At 59.9% G+C, this 20966-nt stretch carries 28 protein-coding genes; 23 read left to right on the top strand and 5 right to left on the bottom strand.

Annotated elements, in window-relative coordinates; genetic code table 11:
• Positions 1–20: 20 nt before the first annotated feature.
• From RCH10_RS18880 to RCH10_RS18870, 3 genes are all read left to right on the top strand, one after another.
• Positions 21–548, top strand: a complete 528-nt coding sequence (locus RCH10_RS18880; protein ID WP_409053585.1) for a hypothetical protein — start codon at positions 21–23, stop codon at positions 546–548.
• Between the two features lie 268 nt (positions 549–816).
• Positions 817–1044 (top strand): hypothetical protein, encoded by a 228-nt coding sequence (locus RCH10_RS18875; RefSeq protein ID WP_409053584.1) that lies wholly within the window; start codon positions 817–819, stop codon positions 1042–1044.
• 324 nt (positions 1045–1368) lie between these two features.
• Positions 1369–2709 (top strand): tyrosine-type recombinase/integrase, encoded by a 1341-nt coding sequence (locus RCH10_RS18870; protein WP_409053583.1) that lies wholly within the window; start codon positions 1369–1371, stop codon positions 2707–2709.
• A 76-nt stretch (positions 2710–2785) separates the two neighbouring features.
• On the opposite strand, the gene RCH10_RS18865 is transcribed toward RCH10_RS18870, so the two are convergent.
• Together RCH10_RS18865 and RCH10_RS18860 are read right to left on the bottom strand one after the other, a co-directional pair.
• Positions 2786–3169 (bottom strand): hypothetical protein, encoded by a 384-nt coding sequence (locus RCH10_RS18865; RefSeq protein ID WP_409053582.1) that lies wholly within the window; start codon positions 3167–3169, stop codon positions 2786–2788.
• 77 nt (positions 3170–3246) lie between these two features.
• Positions 3247–4032, bottom strand: coding sequence for a hypothetical protein (locus RCH10_RS18860; RefSeq protein WP_409053581.1), 786 nt, complete (start codon positions 4030–4032; stop codon positions 3247–3249).
• 459 nt (positions 4033–4491) lie between these two features.
• Between RCH10_RS18860 and RCH10_RS18855 the strand changes: the two genes are divergently transcribed.
• The 20 genes from RCH10_RS18855 to RCH10_RS18760 all read left to right on the top strand — a co-directional run bounded on the left by RCH10_RS18855 (position 4492) and on the right by RCH10_RS18760 (position 19477).
• A complete protein-coding gene (locus RCH10_RS18855; protein ID WP_409053580.1) occupies positions 4492–4761 on the top strand; it encodes a hypothetical protein in 270 nt (89 codons plus the stop codon).
• On the top strand, positions 4758–4979 hold the full coding sequence (locus tag RCH10_RS18850; RefSeq protein WP_409053579.1) for a hypothetical protein: 222 nt from the start codon (positions 4758–4760) through the stop codon (positions 4977–4979). Before RCH10_RS18855 ends, RCH10_RS18850 begins: the two co-directional genes overlap by 4 nt.
• 129 nt (positions 4980–5108) lie before the next feature.
• On the top strand, positions 5109–5858 hold the full coding sequence (locus tag RCH10_RS18845; protein ID WP_409053578.1) for a hypothetical protein: 750 nt from the start codon (positions 5109–5111) through the stop codon (positions 5856–5858).
• Positions 5855–6523, top strand: a complete 669-nt coding sequence (locus RCH10_RS18840; protein WP_409053577.1) for a hypothetical protein — start codon at positions 5855–5857, stop codon at positions 6521–6523. Before RCH10_RS18845 ends, RCH10_RS18840 begins: the two co-directional genes overlap by 4 nt.
• A 2-nt stretch (positions 6524–6525) precedes the next feature.
• Positions 6526–6783, top strand: a complete 258-nt coding sequence (locus RCH10_RS18835; RefSeq protein ID WP_409053576.1) for a hypothetical protein — start codon at positions 6526–6528, stop codon at positions 6781–6783.
• A gap of 103 nt (positions 6784–6886) precedes the next feature.
• Entirely contained in the window at positions 6887–7543 is a 657-nt protein-coding gene (locus tag RCH10_RS18830; RefSeq protein WP_409053575.1) for a hypothetical protein, read from the top strand.
• A 121-nt stretch (positions 7544–7664) separates the two neighbouring features.
• Positions 7665–7895: a DNA-binding protein gene (locus tag RCH10_RS18825; protein ID WP_409053574.1), complete on the top strand. Its 231-nt coding sequence runs from the start codon at positions 7665–7667 to the stop codon at positions 7893–7895.
• Positions 7834–8334 carry a helix-turn-helix domain-containing protein gene (locus RCH10_RS18820; protein ID WP_409053573.1) on the top strand — a complete coding sequence of 167 codons (501 nt, stop codon included), beginning with the start codon at positions 7834–7836 and terminating at the stop codon, positions 8332–8334. The genes RCH10_RS18825 and RCH10_RS18820 overlap by 62 nt, the downstream gene beginning before the upstream one ends.
• Before the next feature lie 207 nt (positions 8335–8541).
• Positions 8542–8733, top strand: a complete 192-nt coding sequence (locus RCH10_RS18815; RefSeq protein ID WP_409053572.1) for a hypothetical protein — start codon at positions 8542–8544, stop codon at positions 8731–8733.
• Positions 8730–9683, top strand: a complete 954-nt coding sequence (locus RCH10_RS18810; RefSeq protein WP_409053571.1) for a toprim domain-containing protein — start codon at positions 8730–8732, stop codon at positions 9681–9683. The genes RCH10_RS18815 and RCH10_RS18810 overlap by 4 nt, the downstream gene beginning before the upstream one ends.
• Positions 9680–11200, top strand: a complete 1521-nt coding sequence (locus tag RCH10_RS18805) for a YfjI family protein (protein WP_409053570.1) — start codon at positions 9680–9682, stop codon at positions 11198–11200. The genes RCH10_RS18810 and RCH10_RS18805 overlap by 4 nt, the downstream gene beginning before the upstream one ends.
• The gene (locus RCH10_RS18800; protein ID WP_409053569.1) at positions 11197–11448 is read left to right on the top strand and encodes a hypothetical protein; all 252 of its coding nucleotides are present in this window, start codon (positions 11197–11199) and stop codon (positions 11446–11448) included. Before RCH10_RS18805 ends, RCH10_RS18800 begins: the two co-directional genes overlap by 4 nt.
• Positions 11449–11938: 490 nt before the next feature.
• Complete coding sequence (locus tag RCH10_RS18795; protein WP_409053568.1) at positions 11939–12235, top strand: hypothetical protein; 297 nt, start codon at positions 11939–11941, stop codon at positions 12233–12235.
• Between the two features lie 143 nt (positions 12236–12378).
• Positions 12379–13110 (top strand): hypothetical protein, encoded by a 732-nt coding sequence (locus tag RCH10_RS18790; protein WP_409053567.1) that lies wholly within the window; start codon positions 12379–12381, stop codon positions 13108–13110.
• 4 nt (positions 13111–13114) lie between these two features.
• On the top strand, positions 13115–13387 hold the full coding sequence (locus tag RCH10_RS18785; RefSeq protein WP_409053566.1) for a hypothetical protein: 273 nt from the start codon (positions 13115–13117) through the stop codon (positions 13385–13387).
• Positions 13384–13665, top strand: a complete 282-nt coding sequence (locus RCH10_RS18780) for a hypothetical protein (protein WP_409053565.1) — start codon at positions 13384–13386, stop codon at positions 13663–13665. Before RCH10_RS18785 ends, RCH10_RS18780 begins: the two co-directional genes overlap by 4 nt.
• Positions 13666–13674: 9 nt before the next feature.
• Positions 13675–15183 carry a hypothetical protein gene (locus RCH10_RS18775; RefSeq protein WP_409053564.1) on the top strand — a complete coding sequence of 503 codons (1509 nt, stop codon included), beginning with the start codon at positions 13675–13677 and terminating at the stop codon, positions 15181–15183.
• Positions 15184–18414 (top strand): glucosaminidase domain-containing protein, encoded by a 3231-nt coding sequence (locus tag RCH10_RS18770; protein WP_409053563.1) that lies wholly within the window; start codon positions 15184–15186, stop codon positions 18412–18414. It abuts the gene before it with no gap.
• 142 nt (positions 18415–18556) lie between these two features.
• Positions 18557–19210 carry a hypothetical protein gene (locus RCH10_RS18765; RefSeq protein ID WP_409053562.1) on the top strand — a complete coding sequence of 218 codons (654 nt, stop codon included), beginning with the start codon at positions 18557–18559 and terminating at the stop codon, positions 19208–19210.
• 117 nt (positions 19211–19327) lie between these two features.
• Complete coding sequence (locus RCH10_RS18760; protein WP_409053561.1) at positions 19328–19477, top strand: hypothetical protein; 150 nt, start codon at positions 19328–19330, stop codon at positions 19475–19477.
• Between the two features lie 30 nt (positions 19478–19507).
• On the opposite strand, the gene RCH10_RS18755 is transcribed toward RCH10_RS18760, so the two are convergent.
• From RCH10_RS18755 to RCH10_RS18745, 3 genes are all read right to left on the bottom strand, one after another.
• Complete coding sequence (locus RCH10_RS18755; RefSeq protein WP_409053560.1) at positions 19508–19882, bottom strand: hypothetical protein; 375 nt, start codon at positions 19880–19882, stop codon at positions 19508–19510.
• Positions 19883–19922: 40 nt separating this feature from the next.
• Positions 19923–20330 carry a hypothetical protein gene (locus RCH10_RS18750; protein WP_409053559.1) on the bottom strand — a complete coding sequence of 136 codons (408 nt, stop codon included), beginning with the start codon at positions 20328–20330 and terminating at the stop codon, positions 19923–19925.
• A gap of 442 nt (positions 20331–20772) precedes the next feature.
• Positions 20773–20964 (bottom strand): hypothetical protein, encoded by a 192-nt coding sequence (locus RCH10_RS18745; protein ID WP_409053558.1) that lies wholly within the window; start codon positions 20962–20964, stop codon positions 20773–20775.
• Positions 20965–20966 lie beyond the last annotated feature (2 nt).

The following is a 20966-nucleotide window of genomic DNA, read 5'->3' as shown; positions in this document are numbered from 1 at the left end:
ACGACGAAGGAACAGCATCCATGCCCTCCGCCCTCGAACTCGCCAAAGGCAACGCCGACCTGATCGCGGCGGTACAGCGCAGCCGCCGCCTGCTGGCACGCAAGGCGCTGCTCGCCGCAGCGGCGAGCGCCGTGCCGCTGCCGGGCGTCGATTGGGCCGCCGACGCCGCGCTGCTGTCACGACTGGTGCCCCAGATCAGCGCTGAGTTCGGCCTGTCGGTCACGCAGATCGAAAACCTGGCGCCGCACAAGCGCGAGCGCATTCAAAAGGCGGCCGCCGCCGTCGGCGCGTTGTTGATAGGACGACTCGTCACGCGCGATCTGCTGCTCTTGCTGGCGCGCCATGCCGGGATGCGGCTGACGATCAAGCAGGCGACCAAATACGTGCCGCTGGCCGGCCAGATCGTATCGGCTGCGCTGGGCTACGCAGCCTTGCGCGCGCTCGGCGAGCAGCACATCAAGGATTGCGTGAAGGTGGCGTTGTCGGTGCAGCACCTGTTGCCGCCGTCGTCGCGCGGCACGCTTCAGTCGACAATCAACCTGCACTGAACTCGCGTGCGCGGATGCGCGTGCAAGCGAGTAAGTCTGCAGAACTTTCGTACTCAAATCCTTGCGTGGCTTATCCTGCAAGCGTAGCGGTCGCCAACGTGCGGGCCTGACAACGGGAACTGGTGTGAAATACACCCTTGTGTATGCGGTATATCCGCGACAGACTCACTTGCGTCAGTCAGGTACTGGTCAACTCGATAAGTAGAAAAGTAACCAGAGACAAAATTGTTCCTTCTGCGCAGCTCAATCGGAGGAACGGGAAAAGCCAATGAATGAATCGGACCTTGCAGCATCGGTCGAGCGTCTCATGGAGCGGGTGGACTACTACCTGCACTGCGAGCTCGACGACGAATACGACCATGAACAGCCGAAGACAGCTCGCAGCGTGCTCGAAGCGGCACTCAGGTCGGAATTGCTGCGTGCCAGTGCCATAGGCATCATTTCGGCCATTGCTTCTCCGACGCATTCTTCGAAGGATGACGACCAGGTTGCTTGACCCTTGACCATCAGGCGCGCAAACGGACTCGTTGGAGTTTCTTTGTGCTCTTCGAACCCAAAGAAAAAGCCTGCTATCGATTAAATAGCAGGCTTTAACGCCCCCATACGGGGAAATTGGTGGGACGTGCGGGGGTCGAACCCACGACAAACGGATTAAAAGTCCGGCCAGTTAAATTGTGATCGGATGCGACATAATGCCATCTTGTCACCTGAAAACCACGTTTTCTACCCTCTATCGACGCAACTCAGTGCTATCAGGTGTGATGAAAAGCGATCAAAATCCACCTGCCTCGGCTACATGGCGGCTACACGAGACCGATAGATGGCAAGACCACGCAAAGATGCTGCACCGGACCTCTCCAAGAGTGCAGAGATAACCGTCGGCAGCATCGAGCGCCTGACGTGTCCAGAGGGCAAATTACAGGCATTCATGCGCGACAACAAGTCGCCGGGCTTTCGGGTCCGGGTGACAGCCAACGGCGCGAAGTCGTTCGTATTCGAGGGCAAGTTGAACGGCCAGACCGTGCGTATCACCATCGGCGATGTCCGAGCATGGGAGCTACCTAAGGCAAGGGCAGAAGCAAACCGCCTCCGGGTGCTGCTAGACGGCGGACTTGACCCAAGGCACGAGGTCAAGGCGCAGGCCGCTGCCAACACGATCCGGGACCAGCGCACAGAACTTGAGAAGGTCACCGTTCAGACAGCGTGGACTGCTTATCTCGCTGCCCGGAAAGATTCATGGGGCGACCGCCACTATGACGACCACACGGCGCTCGCGAAGCCTGGCGGCGTCGTCGTGAAGCGCGGGACCAAGGGAACGGGAAAGACGCAACCCGGTCCGATATACCCCCTGCTCTCTCTCCGACTGACTGAGCTGACGCCGAGCCGAATCGAGGCATGGGCTATCAAGCAAGGCGCGGAGCGTCCGACTTATGGCCGCCTCGCGTGGCGATGCCTGAAAGCTTTCATTGCCTGGTGCGCAGAGGAGGACGACTACAAGGGGGTTGTACAGGAGGGAGCAGCGAAGACCCGCAAGGCACGGGACGCGTTCGGCAAGGCAGGCCACAAGAAAGACGTGCTTCTTAAAGAGCAGTTGCCGGCGTGGTTCGATGCCGTTCGCAACCTGCCAAGCAAGACCCTTGCAGCCTACCTGCAGGTTCTGCTGCTCATCGGTTCCCGCCGCGGCGAGCTGATGGCGCTGAAGTGGACAGACATCGATCAGCGGTGGAAAAGCATGACGATTCGGGACAAGGTAGAGGGAGACAGGCAGATCCCGCTGACCCCGTATGTTTGGAGCCTTATTGATGCCCTGCCCCGCGTGAATACGTTCGTCTTTGCCAGCACCCGCAAGAAAGATCATTCCATCGCCGACCCAAACAGCGCCATGGAAACGGCGTGCACTGCAGCCGGCGTGCCTGGCCTGACGCTGCATGGTCTGCGCAGATCGTTCAAAAGCCTCACGGAATGGCTAGAGATACCTGCAGGGGTGGTGGCTCAGATCATGGGTCACAAGCCCTCGGCCACGGCGGAGAAGCATTACACCGTTCGCCCGCTGGACCTGGTGCGGGTGCATCACGAGCGCATTGAGTCTTGGGTGCTGGAACAGGCAAAGGTGTCTATGCCCGCCAAGAAGGATGAAACCGCCAAAGTCGAAGCGGTCTGAAATCAAAAAGCGGCCCACTACCGACCCTACAAAACCTACAAAAGGGTTCGGGCGACCAGCGTGGCTGGTGCTTTATTTACTTCGCAGCAGGGGTTTGTGCTGGCGAGCCAGGGGCAACTAGAGGCTGCAGCGAATGCGCCGACGCGGTGGCGGCAGGCTTGGTTACTCTCACCACGATAGATTCGCAAAGGCGCAAGAGATTTTCGGCCTGTAGCTTTTCCACCGTCGCGTCCAGGTCGTAGTCCGCCATGTGCCGTTGAATCTTCACAACGTCTAGCTGCGCTCCGAGTACTTTGGAGAATCGACGCACTTCCGCCTCGTTTTCGGGAGCGGGGTTGCGGAGGCAATTAATGAATTGCTGATGGACGCCGCCCACTGGTCCGGCTCCGTTGGTGCCAGGCACTAATGGCTCATACCACGCCCGCGCCGCGTGATACGCACCGTAATAGGAGCGGCTCATGCCGGCCCGTAACTCAGCTTCAGTGGGGCCTTTGCATAGGGCTTCGCCACAGGCAATCAAATCCTGCGGCGATATGCTCATGCGACTGCAGCAAGTTCCAATTCGGTTCCAAGTAGCCCAATCGACACGCCCCGCGGCGGTAGGTCAACTCCGGCAAGCTCGGAACTAATTTCCCAAGAAAGATCGGCAGCGGCCCGGGGAGAGAGCTGCACGCGGTATTGCAACAACAAATTCGGCGGGCTTCCAGCCGGAGAGGTCCAAACGTCAGCGTGGTCAGTTAGCCAAATCAGACGGTGCTTCCAAAGGACTTGACCTACGACATCTATCGTCCGCGCCATCGCATCATCGTCAACCCCAAGCTCGTCGAGCACTCGCGCACCCTCACGGGCTATAGCGAAAACCGGGGTCGCATGCGCAACTCGCTGCTGTCGATCTGCTTCGGCCAGCGCGTCGCGCGCGGCATGGAAAGCGCCGATTGTTACCATCGATGGAAGTACCTCATGAAGTGCGTGCGGCAATGGATGATGCACAGCCTCCCTGACGAGCGGAAGAAACTCAGATGCCCGCAAGCGATTCGCAGCAAAGCGCACGCGCTCTGACCTTGCCATATCGGGAGCACCATTCATTTCGAGATTTCGAATGCGGTCTTCGACAACAGCATCATCTGCTTCAAGGGTCGCGATGGTTGCGCGTAGGCAATCAGCCTGGACCACGTTGGTCCGAGCTAGGCGGTCGAGATCCCGGAAAAGCGCGGCACGCTCAAAGCGCGGAAGTGCATCCTGACCAATATGTCCCGTCTTATGCAGGATACGGTTCAGGCGGTCAACGATGTCTTGATCGAGAGTAAGTGGGAGTGCGCTCATCTTTATGGTGGACTGCAGAAAGCTGCAGATGCTGGACCGGATCGGTATCGGTGCGCTCACCTTAACTTCCAACGGACGTTATTTTGCAGGAGGTTTCGTAATCCTATCAGTAGGACTAACGATGACCCTGAGGCGTTCCGGAATAAAACAACGCTTCTCCTCTGATGCACATGACCGCGCTCGCCACAATCATCACACCCTGGTCCCTGTGGATAACTTTTCTGCGCACGACCGAGATACTAATGCCTTTTTCTTGAGCATCTCGAAAAGCTGGTGCATCCCGTTGATTCCATTGAGGAAATCGTTAAAACTACGCTCAGGTTATGCACAATAAGAAAGCAATACAACGAGCGTTATGTTAACCATAATGGGAACATAAATATTGTTCTTGTACCCTTCATGGTTAATGTGACATAATCGATTCAGCACGGCACGGGCTGTGCATAACCCGGAGGACAGATGGACTACGAGCAAGTACCGCAACAAATCAGAACACGCATTCCGGCGCCACCCCGGCATGTGATCGAGCAGGACACGGGCCAGCGTTTTTCGGTGGTGGCAATCCATGAGAACGGCACCCGCGAACAGATGGTCTGCGGCTATCCGATCTGGATGGCGCAGCGCGTAAAGACCAGCGCTGATGCCTACGCTCACAGAAAGTACGGGCGCGAACTACGCGCACTGCAGCGGGCTCAACGGGCCCCGGACGCAGCGAAAGACGCGGCGTGACCCCTGAGCAATTCAAGCAGGCGCTTGCCGAGCTGGGATGGAAGCAATCAGATCTTTGCGCCAAGACCGGCTTGGAGAAAAAGACCCCGAGCCGCTGGGCTACCGGCGTGGTGCCGATCCCTGACTGGGTGTCCGCCTACCTCGGCGCGATGCTGGACGTTCGGCGCCTGGCCGCGAAGTACACAGATACGAAAGTAGCACCACCGACCGAAGAGTGAGCGCCGCGTCTTAGGGCGATCAAGATCGATCAATCGATTCTGATGCTGAGGCAAAACAAGTCGGCCGAGCGGGTGTTACTAGCACCGGCCCGGCCTGACCACCCGAAACACTGGATTGGAGTATTTCAAATGGCTTCCCTGACTGTAACGCCGCAATGCGGCCCAACGACATCCACTACCAGCCGTAAGGCGAGCATCACAACTGCACTGCAAAGCGCGCGGGCTCGCATCCAATTGACGGAGAGCTACAGCTACTGCGACTTTTACGTCGGAGCAGTTGACGACTTCATCGTTGCCGGGTTCTTCACACGCGAGCAGTGCCCCGGCCAGCCCGGCAACCCGAAGACGACGTCATCCTTTTATTGTGGCGTAAGGCGCAGTCCGGGCGCTCCACGCTGCCCTAAAGATGAAGGCTTCATGACCATCCAGCTGACAGGGCGCCATCGCGCCCGGGTTCAGGTCGGCTTGGAAAACGAGGAAGCGCAACGTCGCGCGGCCGAAAGAAAAAGGAGGCTTGCCGCCGACAAGGATGCAGAGGGAAGCCGCAAGGCGCTCGAAGACATGCCGTCGACGCACGCCGCGTTTCGCGCAAGGACGGCTGCCACGATGCAGGCCGTGCTTCTGATGATTCCGCGCGCCATTGCACCGACGGTGTGGCATGGCTTCAGCTACGACGACGAAACCAAGGCAGAAATCGCCGAGTTGACAGACGAAATCGTAGCCCTTCTGCAGCGCGGAGGAACTTGCTTCAACAGGGAGCGCCACATGGAGATCGCTACCGGCTACCGAGCCAGCATTGCTCGTGCAGACATCACATTTGCCGGCGTGCTGAGCAAGCTCTCAACGTTGTCCGAACGCGCAGAAGAGGTGACGCAATGAAGGCAAACCGCGATGAAATGCCCGGCGTGAGCTTCGACATGGACTGGCAAGGAAAGCACTACATCGGAACCGCCGAAGCCTTGGCCGCCGCGGGGCTTCTGACCCTCGACCAACTGCCCGGCCTGCCCGGTATGCCAAGCACGGCGACGACATACGTGAATGGCATTCGCCTGCCCCGCACCGCGCGCCCTGTGCATGACGAGTCATACAAACGAATCTTCAAGATGGGCGCAGCCAAGTTCCGGGTTACGTTGGGCTTCAACGATGAAGAGCGCGCACGCCGAGAGCGGGCCGAAGAGGAAGACCGGGAAGCTGACGCACGTATCAAACACGACCCCGGCTATTCGGCTGCTCATGAAGCAGTGCGCGATGCAAGCGCCCTGTTCAAGGTTGGCGACTCCGTGACGGTGTGGGGAGGCGCAGCCGCGGTGATCACACAAGGCTTCGGTATACACAGTGTGAAGGAGAAAGAAGGTGAATACCTGCTGGACAACGGCACCCGCGGCAGCTACCGGCCCGGATACGTCGTTCAGTTCAGAAACGGCGAGACATTTTTCGCGGCCGCGTGGAAGGTTATGGATGCCGACGAGGCGCAAACACATCTCCGACTCGTCGGTGGTTCGTCGGTTCGCGCTCAACAGCCAATGATGGCGCTGAGGGGTTGAACATGCGCAACACCTACCCCCGCACCGCTTCGAAGCCCCACGCCCGCTACAACGGCGGCACCACCGGCCGCGGCAGGGTTGCCCTCGGCTATCTGCTGCTGTGCGTCCTGGCGGCGCTTGCAAGCCTCTCCATCGTCACGCTGAACGCTACGGGAAGCCTGGGCGTCGTCCTGTCGTTCTTCTGGTATCTGCTCGGCAGTTTCGGCTTTCTGTCGGCGCTGGGTTGCGGCTTTCGCATGACCGCGGGAAGCCCCGACTGAGGTAGATTGTTTTTGGAAGGCGCTAGGGGTTGCTCCCGAAAATCCGTTTCCCTGACGGACCCGCGCCGGCCTTTTAATTCAGGGCTGCACTTTGGGAGTGCTTATGTCAGACCGCCACTACTCGGCCTTTATCGAGATAACCGGCAAGCCAATGCCGCTTTGGAACTTCGCCGATATGGTTGCACGCGCAATTCACCCGGTCGATGGCACCATGTCAAATGAAATCGAGCGCAGCCTTTTTATCTCGTCCGTTGAAGAATTGGGGCGCGCCGGGAAGATCACGCTGCGCAATGCGGCGACTCTCAGTCCTGAGACGTTTCTCTCCGGCGAAGCGATATGGCGTACTGTCGTCCTGCTCGAAGATGTGAGGCAATTCCTTGATAACCGCGCAATTGAAGCCAGAGCACCCGGCCAAATGCAAGCCGCTGCAGTCTCGATGCCGCGTCAAAGCCCCTCAGTCGGCGCGCCTATCTGGAAGAGGAAGGATCGAAAGCCTGGAAGTCGCTCGACCATCGCCATAGATGCGATCTCGGAGTACTTGAGCGGCGCGGACGCGTCGGTGTGGCCTACGGGCGTATCGATCCTTCTCCATTGGGCCGGCTTGCCTGCTACCCATCTTCCAGAAGGGATCAAGACTATCAAGGAGGACCGGAAAAATCGGCTGACTGCCGTGAAGCATTCGCCTTCGCTTGGCGACAAGGATTTGACTGCAGAGGCCATTGACATCACCTTGCGCGGCCTGATTGAGAGAGTTAGCTAATTATTTAGCGGATTTAGCGTCTATATAAGCTACTTACCTTTTTAGGATGTGTGATTAAAGGCTATCGAGATTTACTCCTTTCCATGCGCTGCGATGTGTTGCGCAACAAAGGAGTTTTCGAATGTCAATCGACCAAAATAGCGAGCAGGCCAAAGCCAGCCCTTCGCTTGATCGTGAAACACGCACCACCATAGATACCGCAACGGCGGCTTTCTATTTCTCCCGCAAGCCCCGCACATTGAATAAGTGGGCCGTTTGCGGATCGGGACCGCTGCAGCCAATTCGCGTCAATGGCCGGCTCGCGTGGAACGTCGCAGAAATTAGAACGATCTTGGCAGGAGGTTCGCAATGATGCGCGTCCTCACTGCCTTTGCGCTGCGGCTCTGGTGCATCCAGCCCTCCCTCTGGTTCAAAGGGGAATCCAATTGAAAAACGCCCCAGCACTTTCGACGGCGACCGGGGCGTTTAAGGAACAACTCAGCGATGTTATCGCCGCGGCACCTGTCCGTGTTGACCCTTTGCTCAGTCGCTCCACCACCACTGAGGCGCAGCTCGCACGCATCCTTGCCGCTCTTCGGCGCAGCTCTCAATCGACCGATTCGCTTCGCGCCCTAGGGATCTATCAAGTCTCCGCTCGCATATTCGCTCTGCGGGCTCGCGGGTATTCAATCTCGACGCAGTTGTTCTCCGCTGTCTCTGCTGACGGGTATGAACACTCAAAAATGGCTCTGTACACGCTGCACGAGCCGACCGAGCCATGGGTCCGCCCGACGACTGAAGGGGGTGAGTGATGCCCTTCGCAAAGATCACGGCCCTTGCGGCAGTCCAGCCATGGGCAGCACCACGCAAAACCGATGCCGGTAACACGCACTGCGACTGCTGCGGAGCCTCTATGGAAGCCCACGCACGCCGCTGTGGCTTCTGCAATGAGCCCGCGCTCGACGACTCCGCCGCACGGCGCGAGAAGTTGATCCTGCTTCGCATGGGAGCGCAAAGACATGGACGCTGAACAAAAGACGTTTGCGAATCTTGCCGCCCGCTTCGCATTGGCCGGCTTCGCGTTGAACCGCACCACTGCGGGTGATGGGTCTGTGCCCTTCGTTGTGTCTCGCTGGGGCTTCCTTCGCCCGATGCACAGCCTCGAAGAAGCGCAGCAATTTCTAAAACAAGTACAGGGGGCAAAAGCATGAGTGATCCGGTAGACCTTTTCCGAGCAGCCATTGAGAGCGCCGGCTACACAGCGCCCGACGAACTGATAGCCGATGGCCGGTTGCATCGCTTCAGCCCCGAAGGCCGGCGCAAGGACGATGCTGGTTGGTATCTGCTGCACCTCGACAACATCCCGGCCGGCACCTTCGGGAACTGGCGGACAGGCGAGTCGCAGAACTGGTGCGCGAAGTCCGATGGCGAGATGAGCCCCGGCGAGCGTGCGGCGATCCGTGAGCGCATCAAGGCTGCTCAACGTCAACGCGATGCAGAGACGGCCAGGCGCCACGCTGAGGCCGCAGCCAAGGCCGCGCAGATGTGGGCTACCGGCCTTCCTGTTGCTGGGCATCCCTACCTCACTGCAAAGCGCGTGAAGGCATATGGCCTGCGCATCGGCACTTGGCAGAAGTGGGACCGCGAGACAGGCGAGATAACGACGCTGGAAAACGTTCTCTACGTGCCCATGCGCAACACGGCCGGCGAACTGGCAAGCCTGCAGGGCATCACCAGCGAAGGCGAAAAACTCTTTCTTTCAGGAGGCAAGGTCAAAGGCATGTATCACTCCATCGGACGCCCTAGCGGTCGGCTCATCATCGGCGAGGGGTATGCAACCTGCGCCACGGTTCACGAGGCCACACAAGACGGCATTGCTGTTGCGTTCAGTAGCGGGAATCTGGAAGCGGTCGCTACTCGTCTACGTGTGAAGTACCCATGCCTCTCGATCATCATTGCAGCCGACGACGACTATCTGACCAAGGACGTAGCCGGCAATCTGACCAATCCCGGCTTGGCCGCAGCGAACAAGGCGGCGGCGGCAGTAGCCGGCAAGGTCGCGATTCCTGATTTCACCGGGCTACCGCGAGGCCCTCGCGATGTCGATTTCAACGATCTTGTTCGGCTTGCCGGTACGGTGAAGATTGGCGGTGCAGCATGAGCGCGGTATTCCCTGATGTCGCCGACGTAGTGCGCAACTCCATCGAGGCTGCTCGACCATCCCTCAAAGGCTGGGGCATCCCTGCCGAGCTGCCCGACACGCTCCCGCCTGTCATGGCGTTCAATCCCGAACTGTTGCCCGATGCTATGCGCGGCTGGATCATGGATATTGCGCATCGGATGCAGTGCCCCCCTGATTTTCCAGCTGTTGCTGCGATCACGGCAATCTCAAGTCTGATCGGTGCCCGTGCCGTTATCCAGCCGAAGGCAAAGGACGATTGGCGGGTTGTTCCGAACATGTGGGGCAACATCATCGGCATCCCCGGCGCCCAAAAGTCGCCAGCGACGAGCGAAGCGCTGCAGCCACTGAATAAGCTGGAACAAAAAGCACGGGATGCGTGGGAAGCTGAAAAAGAAGTTTGGGACTTAGATGTAAAGGTCGCCGAACTGCAGAACGAGGCCAATGCACGCGATGCGAAAGCACTTGCTCAAAAAGACCCGGCAGCAGCTCGAGAAAAGCTCAAACCCATAGATCTCCCTCCATCGCCCGCCAATCGTCGTTTCATCTTCAACGATACGACGGTCGAAAAACTCGGCGAACTAATGAGCGTCAATCCATGGGGCTTCCTCGCCTACCGCGACGAGATCCACGGGTTACTGAAGAGCATGGATCGCGAAGGCCAGGAGGGCGCTCGTGCCTTTTACCTGCAGGGCTACGACGGAAACCAGAGCTACACCTTCGATCGGATCGGTCGCGGTACTGTGCGAATCGAGCGGGTGTGCATCGCCATGCTCGGCGGAATCCAGCCAGGGCGCATCCAGAGTTATGTGCGTGATGCTGTGGCCGGTGGATCCGGTGATGACGGCTTGCTGCAGCGCTTCGGCCTGACGGTGTGGCCCGACCTGCCGCCCGGCTTCAAAAACGTCGATCAGTGGCCCGACATGGAAGCCAAGCAACGAGCTTACGACGTGTTCGACCATCTCGCAGCAATAGAGGTCACCGAGCCGCGCGTTTGGCGCTATGACGACATTGCGCAAGGGCTGTTCAATAATTGGCGCGAAGAGTTTGAACCGCAAATTCGGAGCGGCGATTTGCATCCTGCGCTGGCCGCGCATCTGTCGAAATATCGCAAGTTGGTTCCCGCGCTCTCCCTGATTTTCGCAATGATCGATTCTCCTGATACGGGTGTCGTTGGGGCTGAGCATTTGGGACGTGCCATTGATTGGAGCGAGTACCTGCGCACCCATGCGGAGCGGCTCTACAGCGCTGCTGTGATGCCCGAGACAGGCGCGGCTAAGGCTCTGCTGGCCAAGATCCGCAGCGGCGCCCTTGGTGAGTCCTTCACGCCTCGCCAGGTCGCACAGAAGTGCTGGGCAGGCATGACGACGACGGAAGCGGTACGCAAGGCTGCTGAACTGCTCGCTGATTACGACTGGCTGCACCGCGACGTGGTGCAGACCGGGGGACGCCCGAGCGAGCGCTACGACGTGAACCCGCGCGTCTGGAGCCGAGCATGAACGAGCCGGTGACGATCACAGCACAGAACGTCGCCGTTGACGCGTCCTACTACTGGCGCGACATGAGCGATTGCCCGGTGAACAGCAAGGTTCAACTTTTGAGCGCTGGGGGCTTGCCTCAATATGGCCTGTGGGACGGCAAAAACACCTTCTATATGGGTTGGGCACCACTGCCAAAGCGCCGGCCCAAAGCTGCATTGGGGACGTGCCAGCAGTGCGGGTGCTGCAGGGCCGGGGGTGCGGCATGAGGTGGCTTGATCGCGCTCGTGAATTGGCGAAAGGCGCCACTACCGACCCTACAAAACCTACGAAAGGGGCTTCTGTAGGTTTTGTAGGTGCGTCCCCCGCCCCTTTTGCAGAAATCGAGGTTGTGAGCGACCCCGAGTTTTCAAACGAAGGACCGCCGAACTTCCCGGAAGACGAGGCATTCGACGGCGCAGAGGCGGCACCCGCTCCAGAGCCTGAGCCTGAGCCAACTGTGGAGCCTGTCAAAGCCAACGACCGCCACACAGCGCAAGTGATGGTCTTCCATCGGCGTGGCATTCGCAACGAAGAGGCCGAGCAACTTGCAAAGGACGTGGCCCGCCGCGCGCGTGAGTTTGACGACCGGAGGATCTGCCTGGAATGTCGCAACCTGCAGGGTCACAAGTGCGCTGTATCGGCTTTGGCGGGCGCTGGTGTGGTTGTAACCCCGTTGCTGAGGATGCCGCAGAGGTGCCCCGGCTTTGAGGCTGCACGATGAGCCGCCGCGATCTACCGGCACGGTCAACCGAAGAGTTTCAGCAGCTCGTTGAAAGCACCATGGCGATGCTTCTTCGCGCCGCGCAGGATCGTAAGGTTGTCATGACCGCAGATATGCGCGTCAGTGAAACGGAAGCAGCGGGCTTGCTGGGCTATGCGCCTGGTTCGCTCAAGAACAAGCGACAAGCCGGAAAGGGTCCGGTTCACTACGACCGCGCGGTGAATGGATCGCGCGTCAGTTACCGGCTTATGGACCTTGCGCTTTGGCTCGAATCTAAGCGTCAAGTCTGGTAACGACATTCAGCGACATCGGGCGGCATCAAGAGGCACGCAAGGGTATGCGCCGCGCTAAAGGCCGGCGATATGCTCGATGCATGAGAGCTGCACGGCATGTGCGGACCTCCCTACCTAACGCAGTGATTGCGCTGGAGCATTTGATGGCAAACATGTATTCCGATCCGAGCAGCGCCTCGGACAACCCGTTTCTTAGTGGCTCAAACCCTTATTTGCAGGGCAGCATCGACAAAGCGCAAGGCGATGTCGTCCGCAACTACAACCTGACGACCCAGCCTGCGTACAACTCGGCGATGGCCAGGTCCGGCTCCTTCGGGAATGCCGGCGTCGATGAGATGAACGCCAACGGGCAGCGAACCCTTCAGGACTCGCTGGGCAACATCTCCACGCAGATGCGCGGTGCGGATTACCAAAACCGCGGCAACCTGTACATGCAGCAGCAGGGCATCGATAGCGGGAACTACTGGAACAACAACAACTTCAACCGCAATCTCTACAACGACGCCTATTCGCAGAACCAGCAGAACCTGCAAACCGGCATCGGTCTGTTGGGCACGCAGGCCGGCTACAACACCAACGACCTGAACAACGGCACGACGATCCAGAACACGCCGATGAACTATTGGTCGCAGTTTGCCAACGCGGCGAATGGCACAGGCCAGGGTTACGGCACCGAGATCAAGACGACCGGCACCACGAGCAACCCGTTCGTTTCGGCAATGGGTGGCGCTCAACTCGGCCAGTCGGCCATGGGCTGGTGGAACAAGAACTTTCCCGGCACCACCGGCACGAGCGGCAATGACTACTCGGGATCGAGCAGCGACTACACCGCGCCGAACTACACCAACTCGATGGATCAAGGGATCAAGTGGTAACCCCATGAGCGAAGCCGCAAAGATCATCGATTCGGCCACTGCGCCCACCATCTACGTTGACCAACTCGTTGGCTTCATCATGAGCCGCGGCAACGTCATCATCACGTTCGCAAACCCTACCGCCGACCACAACCCGGGCGGCGAATCGGTGCACAAGAAAGTCGCTCTGCGTGTAGTCATCCCGGCGCGCGAGGCTCAGGCGTTGACGGTCACGCTCTACGAGTACCTCAAAGAGCAAGGCGTCGATGTCGCCGGCACCGCTGGAGCTATGCAGTGACCGCCACCGTCTTCACTGAATGGAACACCGAGATTCCCGGCACGGAGCAAGACCCGGCGTTGCATGAAGCTTTCGCAACGTTCGCGCTTGATGTGGTTGCGCAGACCATGCCGGCGTTCTTCGACTTCCTGAACGCCAATGACGCGAAGGTCGTAGCCGGGCGGCACATCTTTTCGTACTCGACGCCCGCCGCTCCTGAGGTCTGGGTGGACGTGCCAGCCATGGCAAACCGACTGAATTTCTTGCCGTGGGCTGAGCCCCACGAAACCGCGCACTAAGGACCACTCATGGGGCTACTCGACTTCCTTCAGCAACCCGATGCACAGCTCGGCATCGGCCTCCTGGCCGCAGGTGGCCCGACGACCGATCCGAACCGCACGGGGTTTGGTCAGCGCCTTGCCGGCGCGATGCAAAGCGTCGATGCAAACCGCGATGGCGACCTTAGACGGCAGTACGTCAAATCGCAGATCGACGAGAACACGGCGCAGATTGCGGCACGACAGATGCAGGCTCAACGGGACGCGCAGATCAATGCGCTTGTGATGTCTCGCATGCAAGGCGGCACCCCGATGCCTCAAAGCGCCGCGCCTCAAAGCATGCAAGCGACGCCCGACAATGCTTCGGGGGCTACATCCTTCCCGGTGGCGTCGAACGGCGGCGCACAGCCCAATGACATGAATGCGCCTTCGGCCCCGCCCTCTGTTCCGATGGGCGCGAACGGCCGGCCTTTGCCCATGCAGAGCCCCGGCGTTGCAAGTTCTGCTCAAGGCTTCCCTTTCAGCATGAACGACATCACCGGCCTTACCGCTTTGGGCTACAAGGGTGCCGACGCTCTTTTCAGCCAATTCAAATACGCCACGGATGGCGTGAAGCAAGAAGCCGGGAACTACTACAAAGACCCGAACACCGGCGCGGTGCGCTACCTGCCGAAGCTGGACAACGGCATGGGGCTCGTTAACGGCGTAGTCGCTCCGATGGCGGGCTACTCGGCTTCCAATGCACAAATCAAAGGTCAGGAGGCTGGGGCTGTCGCAGGGGCAAAGATGCCGTTCGACATCGCTACGGATCGTTCGCACCAAGTCACAGGCGCGCAACTGCAAACCAAATCGGTGATCGGTGCAGATGGCAATTCATACGAGGTGCCTCTCTACAACCTCGCGCAAGGTCAAGGCGGCACGTCAGGGGCTGGTGGGCAAAGCGGCGCGTCCGGCGCCCCCACAGCATTCCCTGGCGCGTATCAGAGCGGCCGCAACCCGGTGACGCAGCAGTCCGCGATAGCCATCAATGACGGATGGTTGAAGAATAGCTATCAGCCGACGCTCGATGCCGGCAAGACCGCAACGGATCTCCAGGCGAGCATTCAAGCGGTGCGCAACATCGACATGAACACGGGATGGGGCACCGACCAGAAGGCCAACGGTGCGGCATTCCTCGAAGGCTTGGGCATCGCTCCTGGCAGCGCAAAGCTCTTCGCAGCCAACTCGCAAAAGTTCCAGTCTGTGGCGATGGACAAGCTGCTCACTACGCTCTCAGCGCAAAAGGGACCGCAGACCGAAGGCGACTCGACCCGTGCTCAACAAACCTTTGTGAAGCTGTCGAACACACCCGAAGCAAACGCCTTCATTCTCGACTTCGCACAAGCCAAGGCCAATCAGGACCAGCGCCGCGCGCAGTATTTCCAGCAAGCCCTGCCGCTGGCGCAGAAGTCCGGTGACCTGACACGCGTAGACCGCGAATGGTCAAAAGTACAAGGCTCTGTGTGGGCTGATCCGATCCTGCAACGCTGGGCCAAATAAATGGACGACATCCTCTACAGCGGTTCGGCGGGCATCCCTGCCAACGTGCCACGCGTCAGCAACCCGGCCGACTTCGCAGCGACCTACGGGCTAGCGGCGGAACGTGCGGGCGCTGCGCTCGGCGTCGATCCCAAAGTGATCCTGGGTCAGTGGGGGCTTGAAACCGGCTGGGGCAAGTCGGTGATTCCCGGAACGAACAACCTCGGCAACATCAAAGACTTCTCCGGGGGCGGCACGGCGGCAACGGACAACATGACCGGGAGCCGCGACAAGTACCGCACGTATCGGACGCCCGATGACTTCGCAAGCGATTACGTCAGCCTCATCCAGCGCAAGTATCCGAACGCTGTCGGAGTTGGCGATGACCCGTCGCGCTTTGCCTCGGGGCTGAAGGGGTACGCAGAAGACCCACGCTACGCGGACAAGATCGTGCAGGCCTCCCGCATGGCCGGCTCTGCACCTGGCCCGGTAATGAACGCAGTCGGCCGCGCCGTGGGATCGATCTTTCCGAGCGCTTATGCAGGTCAACCGAACAACCAAGGGGCGCCAATGGCACAGCCAGACGATCAGGCATGGTCCGCACTCGGGCAGAAGTTCGCTCCCCAAGCGCAAGGACAAGGCCAGCAGCCGCAAGGCGCAGACCCATGGGCCGATCTCAACGCGCAGTTCGCGCAGCCGACCAAAGCAGCGGCGCCGTTGCGTACGACGCAAGCCGCTGTCAGCGCCCAGGCCCCGCAAGCATCGACGCTCGACAAGGTGTCCCGCTTCGCTACCAATGCGCTGCCGGTGGGCCTCGCGATCAACGCCATCAACGGCCCCGGTCCTGAGCGTGACGCAGTGAAGGGCTTTGCAAGCGGCTTCGCTGATGTGGGCAACACGATACTCAACGGTGCCAGCCGCGTGGCTGATGCTGTCGGACTTGGCGTCAAAGACCCGTCGCAATCGACGCTCGGCCGCATGGGCATCACGCCCCCGCTCATGAGCAACGACGACCGCCAGGCTTCGCTGGCATCCTTCAACAAAGACAACGACTCGCTTGCTTTCGGTGCGGGTCGCCTCGGCGGCAACATCGCGGCTACCTGGCCTGTCGGCGGTGCCATCGGCGCAGGCATCCGGGGCGCAGCCGCTCTCCCGATGCTTGGCCGTGCGGCTCCCCTGCTCAATGGGTTGGGGAATGCCATTGGAAGCGGCGGCATGTCCACCGGACTGTCTCCTACCGGCATCGTCGCGCAAGCTGGCAACCTCGGCCTGCGCTCACTCGGCGGCGGCATCAACGGCTACGCAAGCGCGGGGCTCATCGATCCATCGTCGGCGAACCTTGGCGGCGCTATCGGCGGCGCTTTGCCTCCTGTCGTCGCCGGCATCGGCAAGGTCGCAGGCGTGGCAGCGAACGGCGTGCGCTTGATGTTCACTCCAGAGCAGGCCCGTGCCGCTCAGGCGGTGCTGAACGCTGGCGGCTACAAGACGCCGGAAGAGATTGCAGCGGTGCGTGCTGCTCTCGGCCAGCAAGGTCCGAACATCGTCGGCGAAGGCCCAACCGTCCCGCAGATCCTGCAAAACCCCGGCGTCAGCCAGTTGCAGCGCACGCTTCGCAACAGCGGTGATACAGCCATCCTTGGACGCGAAACCGCGCAGGACACGGCACGCCTCGCCACGCTCGATCGTGTGTCGCCCGTCAGTGGGACTGTGCAACAGTCGGCGGAGAACTTCGGCAACGGCCTGAGCGCTGCCGTCCGTCCCGCCGAAGCGCAGGCATCGAAGGAGGTCAATCAAGCCTTCTCGGCAGTCGATCCGTTCAACGAAACCCGCTTCAATCTGCCGCTCGACGAGATGCAGGCGGCAAAGGACAAGTTCCTTGGGGCTGGCACCTTTGGCACTGGTGGCAAGGTCGACTCAGCGCTTGCTGAAGCGCGTCGCATCGGAACTGAAACGATTCCTGCGATCGCGCCAACCAGTACGCCTGGGGCTCGCTCGCAGCCGCAGAACATCGCGCAGGCTATCCGCTCGCTCGGTGGCATCAATACCGGCGCTGTGTCGTCCCGCGGCCTCGCTGGTGAACTGGCAGACCTTCGACAGTCGGGGCTTGGCAGCATCATGCAGAACGGTCGCGGCCAGTCGATCGATACGCTGGCGCAGGCCATGCATGCACAGGGCTTCATTCCTGAAGCGGACTCGGCCACGCTGCTCAACGCCCTTCGCGATCACGCATCGGGTGACAAGGTGGTGTCCACCGCAGCCGACCAGTCACGGGCAATGCTCGCCATGCACGAAGCCGCGCAAGGTGATGCACCGGGCGCCAAAATCATTCCAAGGGTTGTGCCCTTCAACCAGGTGCAGAACCTGCGTTCCTCGCTCGGTGAAGCAGCAGCCGCTGCAGATGCCAAAGGCGCGAACCGCGAAGCCGCTGCGCTCCGTCAGATGGTGTCCGATGTCGATACCCGGGTGAAAGCTGTAGCGACCGGCCAAGGTAGTCCGGGCGAATACTTCCCGCCTGACGTGGTTGCGCAGTGGCAGAAAGCTATCGCCCTGCATGCCGACAAGATGGACCGCTTCCATGCCGGCCCACAGTCGCTGATGTTCCAACGCGGTGGGGATGGTCTACCTGCTGCGCAAGGCGCCGAGTTGGCGCCCAAGTTCTTCAACCCGCGAGGCTCGCAGTCTTCCGACATCACAGCCTTCCAGAAGGTCGCCAACCCGGAGACGACTGCAGCGCTGAAGAATTACGCGATCACCGATGCAGCGAACCAGACGGACCGATTCAGCAACCTGACCAACTCGAAGTTTGCGAACTGGGTGAATGCCCGAAGCGGCGCGATTGACGGGCTAATGTCTGAGGGTGAACGCGCGCAGTTGATGGGTGTGAAGAGTGACCTTGCCCGCGCAGACACTGCCGCATCACTCGGCATGGCAAAGGGCTCTAACACGGCTCAAAACGTGCAAAGCGCCCTCGGCTTGGGACTGCTGGATCACAAGGCGGTCAACGTCCTGGCAAAGCAGATTCCGGGCCTTGGCAAGTTCACCGGGCCGATGCTCGACAGCCTCCGCGAAACAGCCAAAAAGGGCAAGGTCGCGCAGATCGGCGGATTGCTCGCTGACCCTGAAGAGATGGTGAAGGCGCTGCAGCTGCTGGAGACGTACTCCGGCAAGAAGCCTATCGGTCTACTCGATCCAGCGCTTGAGTCGTACTTGTTGCGCTCTGCTCCCGCCGTAGCCGGTTCCGGTCGTCAGTGAGAGAGCGTCCTGTCTTCAGGGTGTAGACAAAGTTGACGATGAAAGCCAGCACGCACAGCGCTACCAGCTTCCAGAAGAGGAAGGCTGTAAACGTGAAGCCGAAGATTTCCATGGACGTGATCTTAGATCGCAAAGGAACGAAATGACAGAAGACCCGCAACACTCGGCGCTGAAGCTCACGCAGTTCCGCAAGGAAAACGGCGAGCACGAGACAGAGGCCGAAGTCATCGGGCGTTCGGCTGCTGATTCGGCTGTCTGCTCCGGCGTACTCATCAAGTCCTTCGGCGGGTACATCCCGGGCGATGCTGACGTGTCCGCGTCCGTGGACGAGGTGCGACGCATCACCAAGGCGGTGAAGGGTGGCGACCTCTCCGACCTTGAGGCAATGCTCGTCAGCCAGGCGATGGCCCTGCAGTCGATGGCTACAAGCCTCGCAATGCGTGCTCAGAGACAAGGGGCGCAGCGCAATTTCGAGTCGATGCTCAATCTCTCGTTCAAGGCGCAGTCACAAAGCCGAGCAACCGTGCAGGCGCTCGTCGAACTGAAGTACCCGCGGCAGGTCGTCTTCGCCAAGAACGTGGCGAACGTGAACAACGGCCAGCAGCAGATCAACCACAACGGCGCGCCCGCGACAAACGACGAAAGCGCGCAAATCAAACAATTAGGGGTGAGCGATGGCGAATGGCTGGACACCGGAGCGACGTGCACGACAGGCAGAACTGATACGCACCTGGCGCCCGTGGGACAAATCAACGGGACCACGAAGCCCCGAAGGAAAAGCTGCCGTGTCTCGTAACGCCTACCGGGGCGCCGAGTGGCGATTCATCCGCGAACTGACCAAGCAGACCAATGCACTGTTGCGCGAACAGCGGCAAGTGCTGGCCGACCTCTGAAACATCACACAGGAGCAACCATGTTTCCATTCAACCCGACAAACGCTCCCATGATGGGCGGCGGTCTGCTCGATCCAAAGGTGATCGCAGCCAAACAGGCGATTGCCAAGGTGCCGAAGGCCAAGGGCACTAAGCACAAGAAATCACCCGAACAGATGCGGCGCAAGTGAGTGCTCGTAATACCGACGGTATGACGAAACTTAGTTCAGCGGCGAATCAGGCGGCGCCAAATGCAGCGCATGCGTGCCGAGCAGCCAACTGCCCCAGTGCTTGCAATCTGCAGGCGACAGAGGCACCACGAAGTGACCGAACAGCAGAGAGTGCGCCACGACGCCCGCGCCCTCGGTCGGGGGGTGGGATGTCTTCGCGTTCGCTGGTAGCCGGAGCATCGCCGTTGCTCCAAGCAGCCTGGCGGGTTCGGGGGAGCTTGGGACAGGAGGGATGGGGAAACCAGCCTCTGCCAGACTTCCCGCTTGCTGGATCAAGTCTCGGACTTGTTGGCCCGTCAGATCCACCGTCTGACCGTTGACCGATAGCTTGAGCGTCTGGTGATCGGGAGATAGTTCGATGTTCATGGCCTTCCTGTTCCGCCTTCGATGTAGTTCCATCAAGAGGCTATGCGCGCCGCTTTTGCGGTAGCCAGAACGATCCGCCGGCAATGTAGGCAAGTGTCCAGAGCATCAAGACGCAAGCCCAACCAAAAACCAAAGGAAGGATATTGAATGGCGTTTCGCAGAACGCACCGCGTACTTGGAGCTTAGGGGTGTCACGTCCGTCGGGCGGTGTGTTAACCGCAGCCTCAAGCAGTGCTTGCACCGAATCAGGCTTGTAGCCAGCGGGCGAAGGATGGTCTCGCTGATATTTCTCAACCGCAGCGTTGTGATCAGCCTCAATTGCAGATCGAAGCGAAAGGATCGTAGTGCAGTCGCTCCGCTCAAAAGCGTCCAGCAGTGCACTGGAGGTTACGAAAAGCCCGATAAGCAGGCCGCACCACCAAAAGACAATAGCGGTTCTGACGATCATTTGAGCCTTCGGCCGTGCAGCCCGTTTTGCATGCCTGCGTCCCAATTTTTGGGGAAGCAATGCCTTTTGTAGGTTTTGTAGGTTCCCCGCCCGGCCCTTTTAAGTTTTCAAGGGGCTTTTGTAGGTTTTGTAGGGTCGATAGTGGCGCCCTTTCTGATTTCTGGATGATCGTAGCGCCCAACCAGCTGCACCCTGGAAAACTCATCCAACCCTAAGACGAGTTGTTGCGACAACCAAACCAGTCAGGCCGAAAGATTTCGGCGGTGACACAGAGACATAGCCAGAGCGCTCGTCACAGGCTGGGAGCGGGTTGCACTGGTGGCGCGATTCGACCAGTGCGCATCCTAATTCGCAGCTTTCGACATCCCGAAGAAGTCGAGTCGCAGTGTGCTACCCGAATCATCCTGAGCGTTCCGCGCGCGCGTGCCAGGCTACAGGGCCATCATCCCGCTCGCTCGTTGGTAAGGGCAATGACTTGCTTCTGCAGCTCGGCTATGCGCTCGTTCTGCGACTTCACGAACGATCCGGCAAGCCAGCAGATAACGCCGACCAGAACGGCGATACCCGCCCACATAGAGCCGAAGAAGTAGAGGATTGCCAGGGTGGCGACTGCATCGATGGAGAGTTGCAGCATGA

Source organism: Variovorax sp. GrIS 2.14, from assembly GCF_046115955.1.
Classification (GTDB): Bacteria; Pseudomonadota; Gammaproteobacteria; order Burkholderiales; family Burkholderiaceae_C; genus Variovorax.
Note: the sequence above shows the minus strand (reverse complement) of the source record. Positions and strands in the feature narration are given on the sequence as shown.

Excerpts from the sequence above, each read along its gene's own strand:
- RCH10_RS18880 (WP_409053585.1), top strand. The coding sequence starts at position 21 with ATGCCCTCCGCCCTCGAACTCGCCAAAGGCAACGCCGACCTGATCGCG.
- RCH10_RS18875 (WP_409053584.1), top strand. The coding sequence starts at position 817 with ATGAATGAATCGGACCTTGCAGCATCGGTCGAGCGTCTCATGGAGCGG.
- RCH10_RS18870 (WP_409053583.1), top strand. The coding sequence starts at position 1,369 with ATGGCAAGACCACGCAAAGATGCTGCACCGGACCTCTCCAAGAGTGCA.
- RCH10_RS18865 (WP_409053582.1), bottom strand. The coding sequence starts at position 3,169 with ATGAGCCGCTCCTATTACGGTGCGTATCACGCGGCGCGGGCGTGGTAT.
- RCH10_RS18860 (WP_409053581.1), bottom strand. The coding sequence starts at position 4,032 with ATGAGCGCACTCCCACTTACTCTCGATCAAGACATCGTTGACCGCCTG.
- RCH10_RS18855 (WP_409053580.1), top strand. The coding sequence starts at position 4,492 with ATGGACTACGAGCAAGTACCGCAACAAATCAGAACACGCATTCCGGCG.
- RCH10_RS18845 (WP_409053578.1), top strand. The coding sequence starts at position 5,109 with ATGGCTTCCCTGACTGTAACGCCGCAATGCGGCCCAACGACATCCACT.
- RCH10_RS18840 (WP_409053577.1), top strand. The coding sequence starts at position 5,855 with ATGAAGGCAAACCGCGATGAAATGCCCGGCGTGAGCTTCGACATGGAC.
- RCH10_RS18835 (WP_409053576.1), top strand. The coding sequence starts at position 6,526 with ATGCGCAACACCTACCCCCGCACCGCTTCGAAGCCCCACGCCCGCTAC.
- RCH10_RS18830 (WP_409053575.1), top strand. The coding sequence starts at position 6,887 with ATGTCAGACCGCCACTACTCGGCCTTTATCGAGATAACCGGCAAGCCA.
- RCH10_RS18825 (WP_409053574.1), top strand. The coding sequence starts at position 7,665 with ATGTCAATCGACCAAAATAGCGAGCAGGCCAAAGCCAGCCCTTCGCTT.
- RCH10_RS18820 (WP_409053573.1), top strand. The coding sequence starts at position 7,834 with ATGGCCGGCTCGCGTGGAACGTCGCAGAAATTAGAACGATCTTGGCAG.
- RCH10_RS18815 (WP_409053572.1), top strand. The coding sequence starts at position 8,542 with ATGGACGCTGAACAAAAGACGTTTGCGAATCTTGCCGCCCGCTTCGCA.
- RCH10_RS18810 (WP_409053571.1), top strand. The coding sequence starts at position 8,730 with ATGAGTGATCCGGTAGACCTTTTCCGAGCAGCCATTGAGAGCGCCGGC.
- RCH10_RS18805 (WP_409053570.1), top strand. The coding sequence starts at position 9,680 with ATGAGCGCGGTATTCCCTGATGTCGCCGACGTAGTGCGCAACTCCATC.
- RCH10_RS18800 (WP_409053569.1), top strand. The coding sequence starts at position 11,197 with ATGAACGAGCCGGTGACGATCACAGCACAGAACGTCGCCGTTGACGCG.
- RCH10_RS18795 (WP_409053568.1), top strand. The coding sequence starts at position 11,939 with ATGAGCCGCCGCGATCTACCGGCACGGTCAACCGAAGAGTTTCAGCAG.
- RCH10_RS18790 (WP_409053567.1), top strand. The coding sequence starts at position 12,379 with ATGGCAAACATGTATTCCGATCCGAGCAGCGCCTCGGACAACCCGTTT.
- RCH10_RS18785 (WP_409053566.1), top strand. The coding sequence starts at position 13,115 with ATGAGCGAAGCCGCAAAGATCATCGATTCGGCCACTGCGCCCACCATC.
- RCH10_RS18775 (WP_409053564.1), top strand. The coding sequence starts at position 13,675 with ATGGGGCTACTCGACTTCCTTCAGCAACCCGATGCACAGCTCGGCATC.
- RCH10_RS18770 (WP_409053563.1), top strand. The coding sequence starts at position 15,184 with ATGGACGACATCCTCTACAGCGGTTCGGCGGGCATCCCTGCCAACGTG.
- RCH10_RS18765 (WP_409053562.1), top strand. The coding sequence starts at position 18,557 with ATGACAGAAGACCCGCAACACTCGGCGCTGAAGCTCACGCAGTTCCGC.
- RCH10_RS18760 (WP_409053561.1), top strand. The coding sequence starts at position 19,328 with ATGTTTCCATTCAACCCGACAAACGCTCCCATGATGGGCGGCGGTCTG.
- RCH10_RS18755 (WP_409053560.1), bottom strand. The coding sequence starts at position 19,882 with ATGAACATCGAACTATCTCCCGATCACCAGACGCTCAAGCTATCGGTC.
- RCH10_RS18750 (WP_409053559.1), bottom strand. The coding sequence starts at position 20,330 with ATGATCGTCAGAACCGCTATTGTCTTTTGGTGGTGCGGCCTGCTTATC.
- RCH10_RS18745 (WP_409053558.1), bottom strand. The coding sequence starts at position 20,964 with ATGCTGCAACTCTCCATCGATGCAGTCGCCACCCTGGCAATCCTCTAC.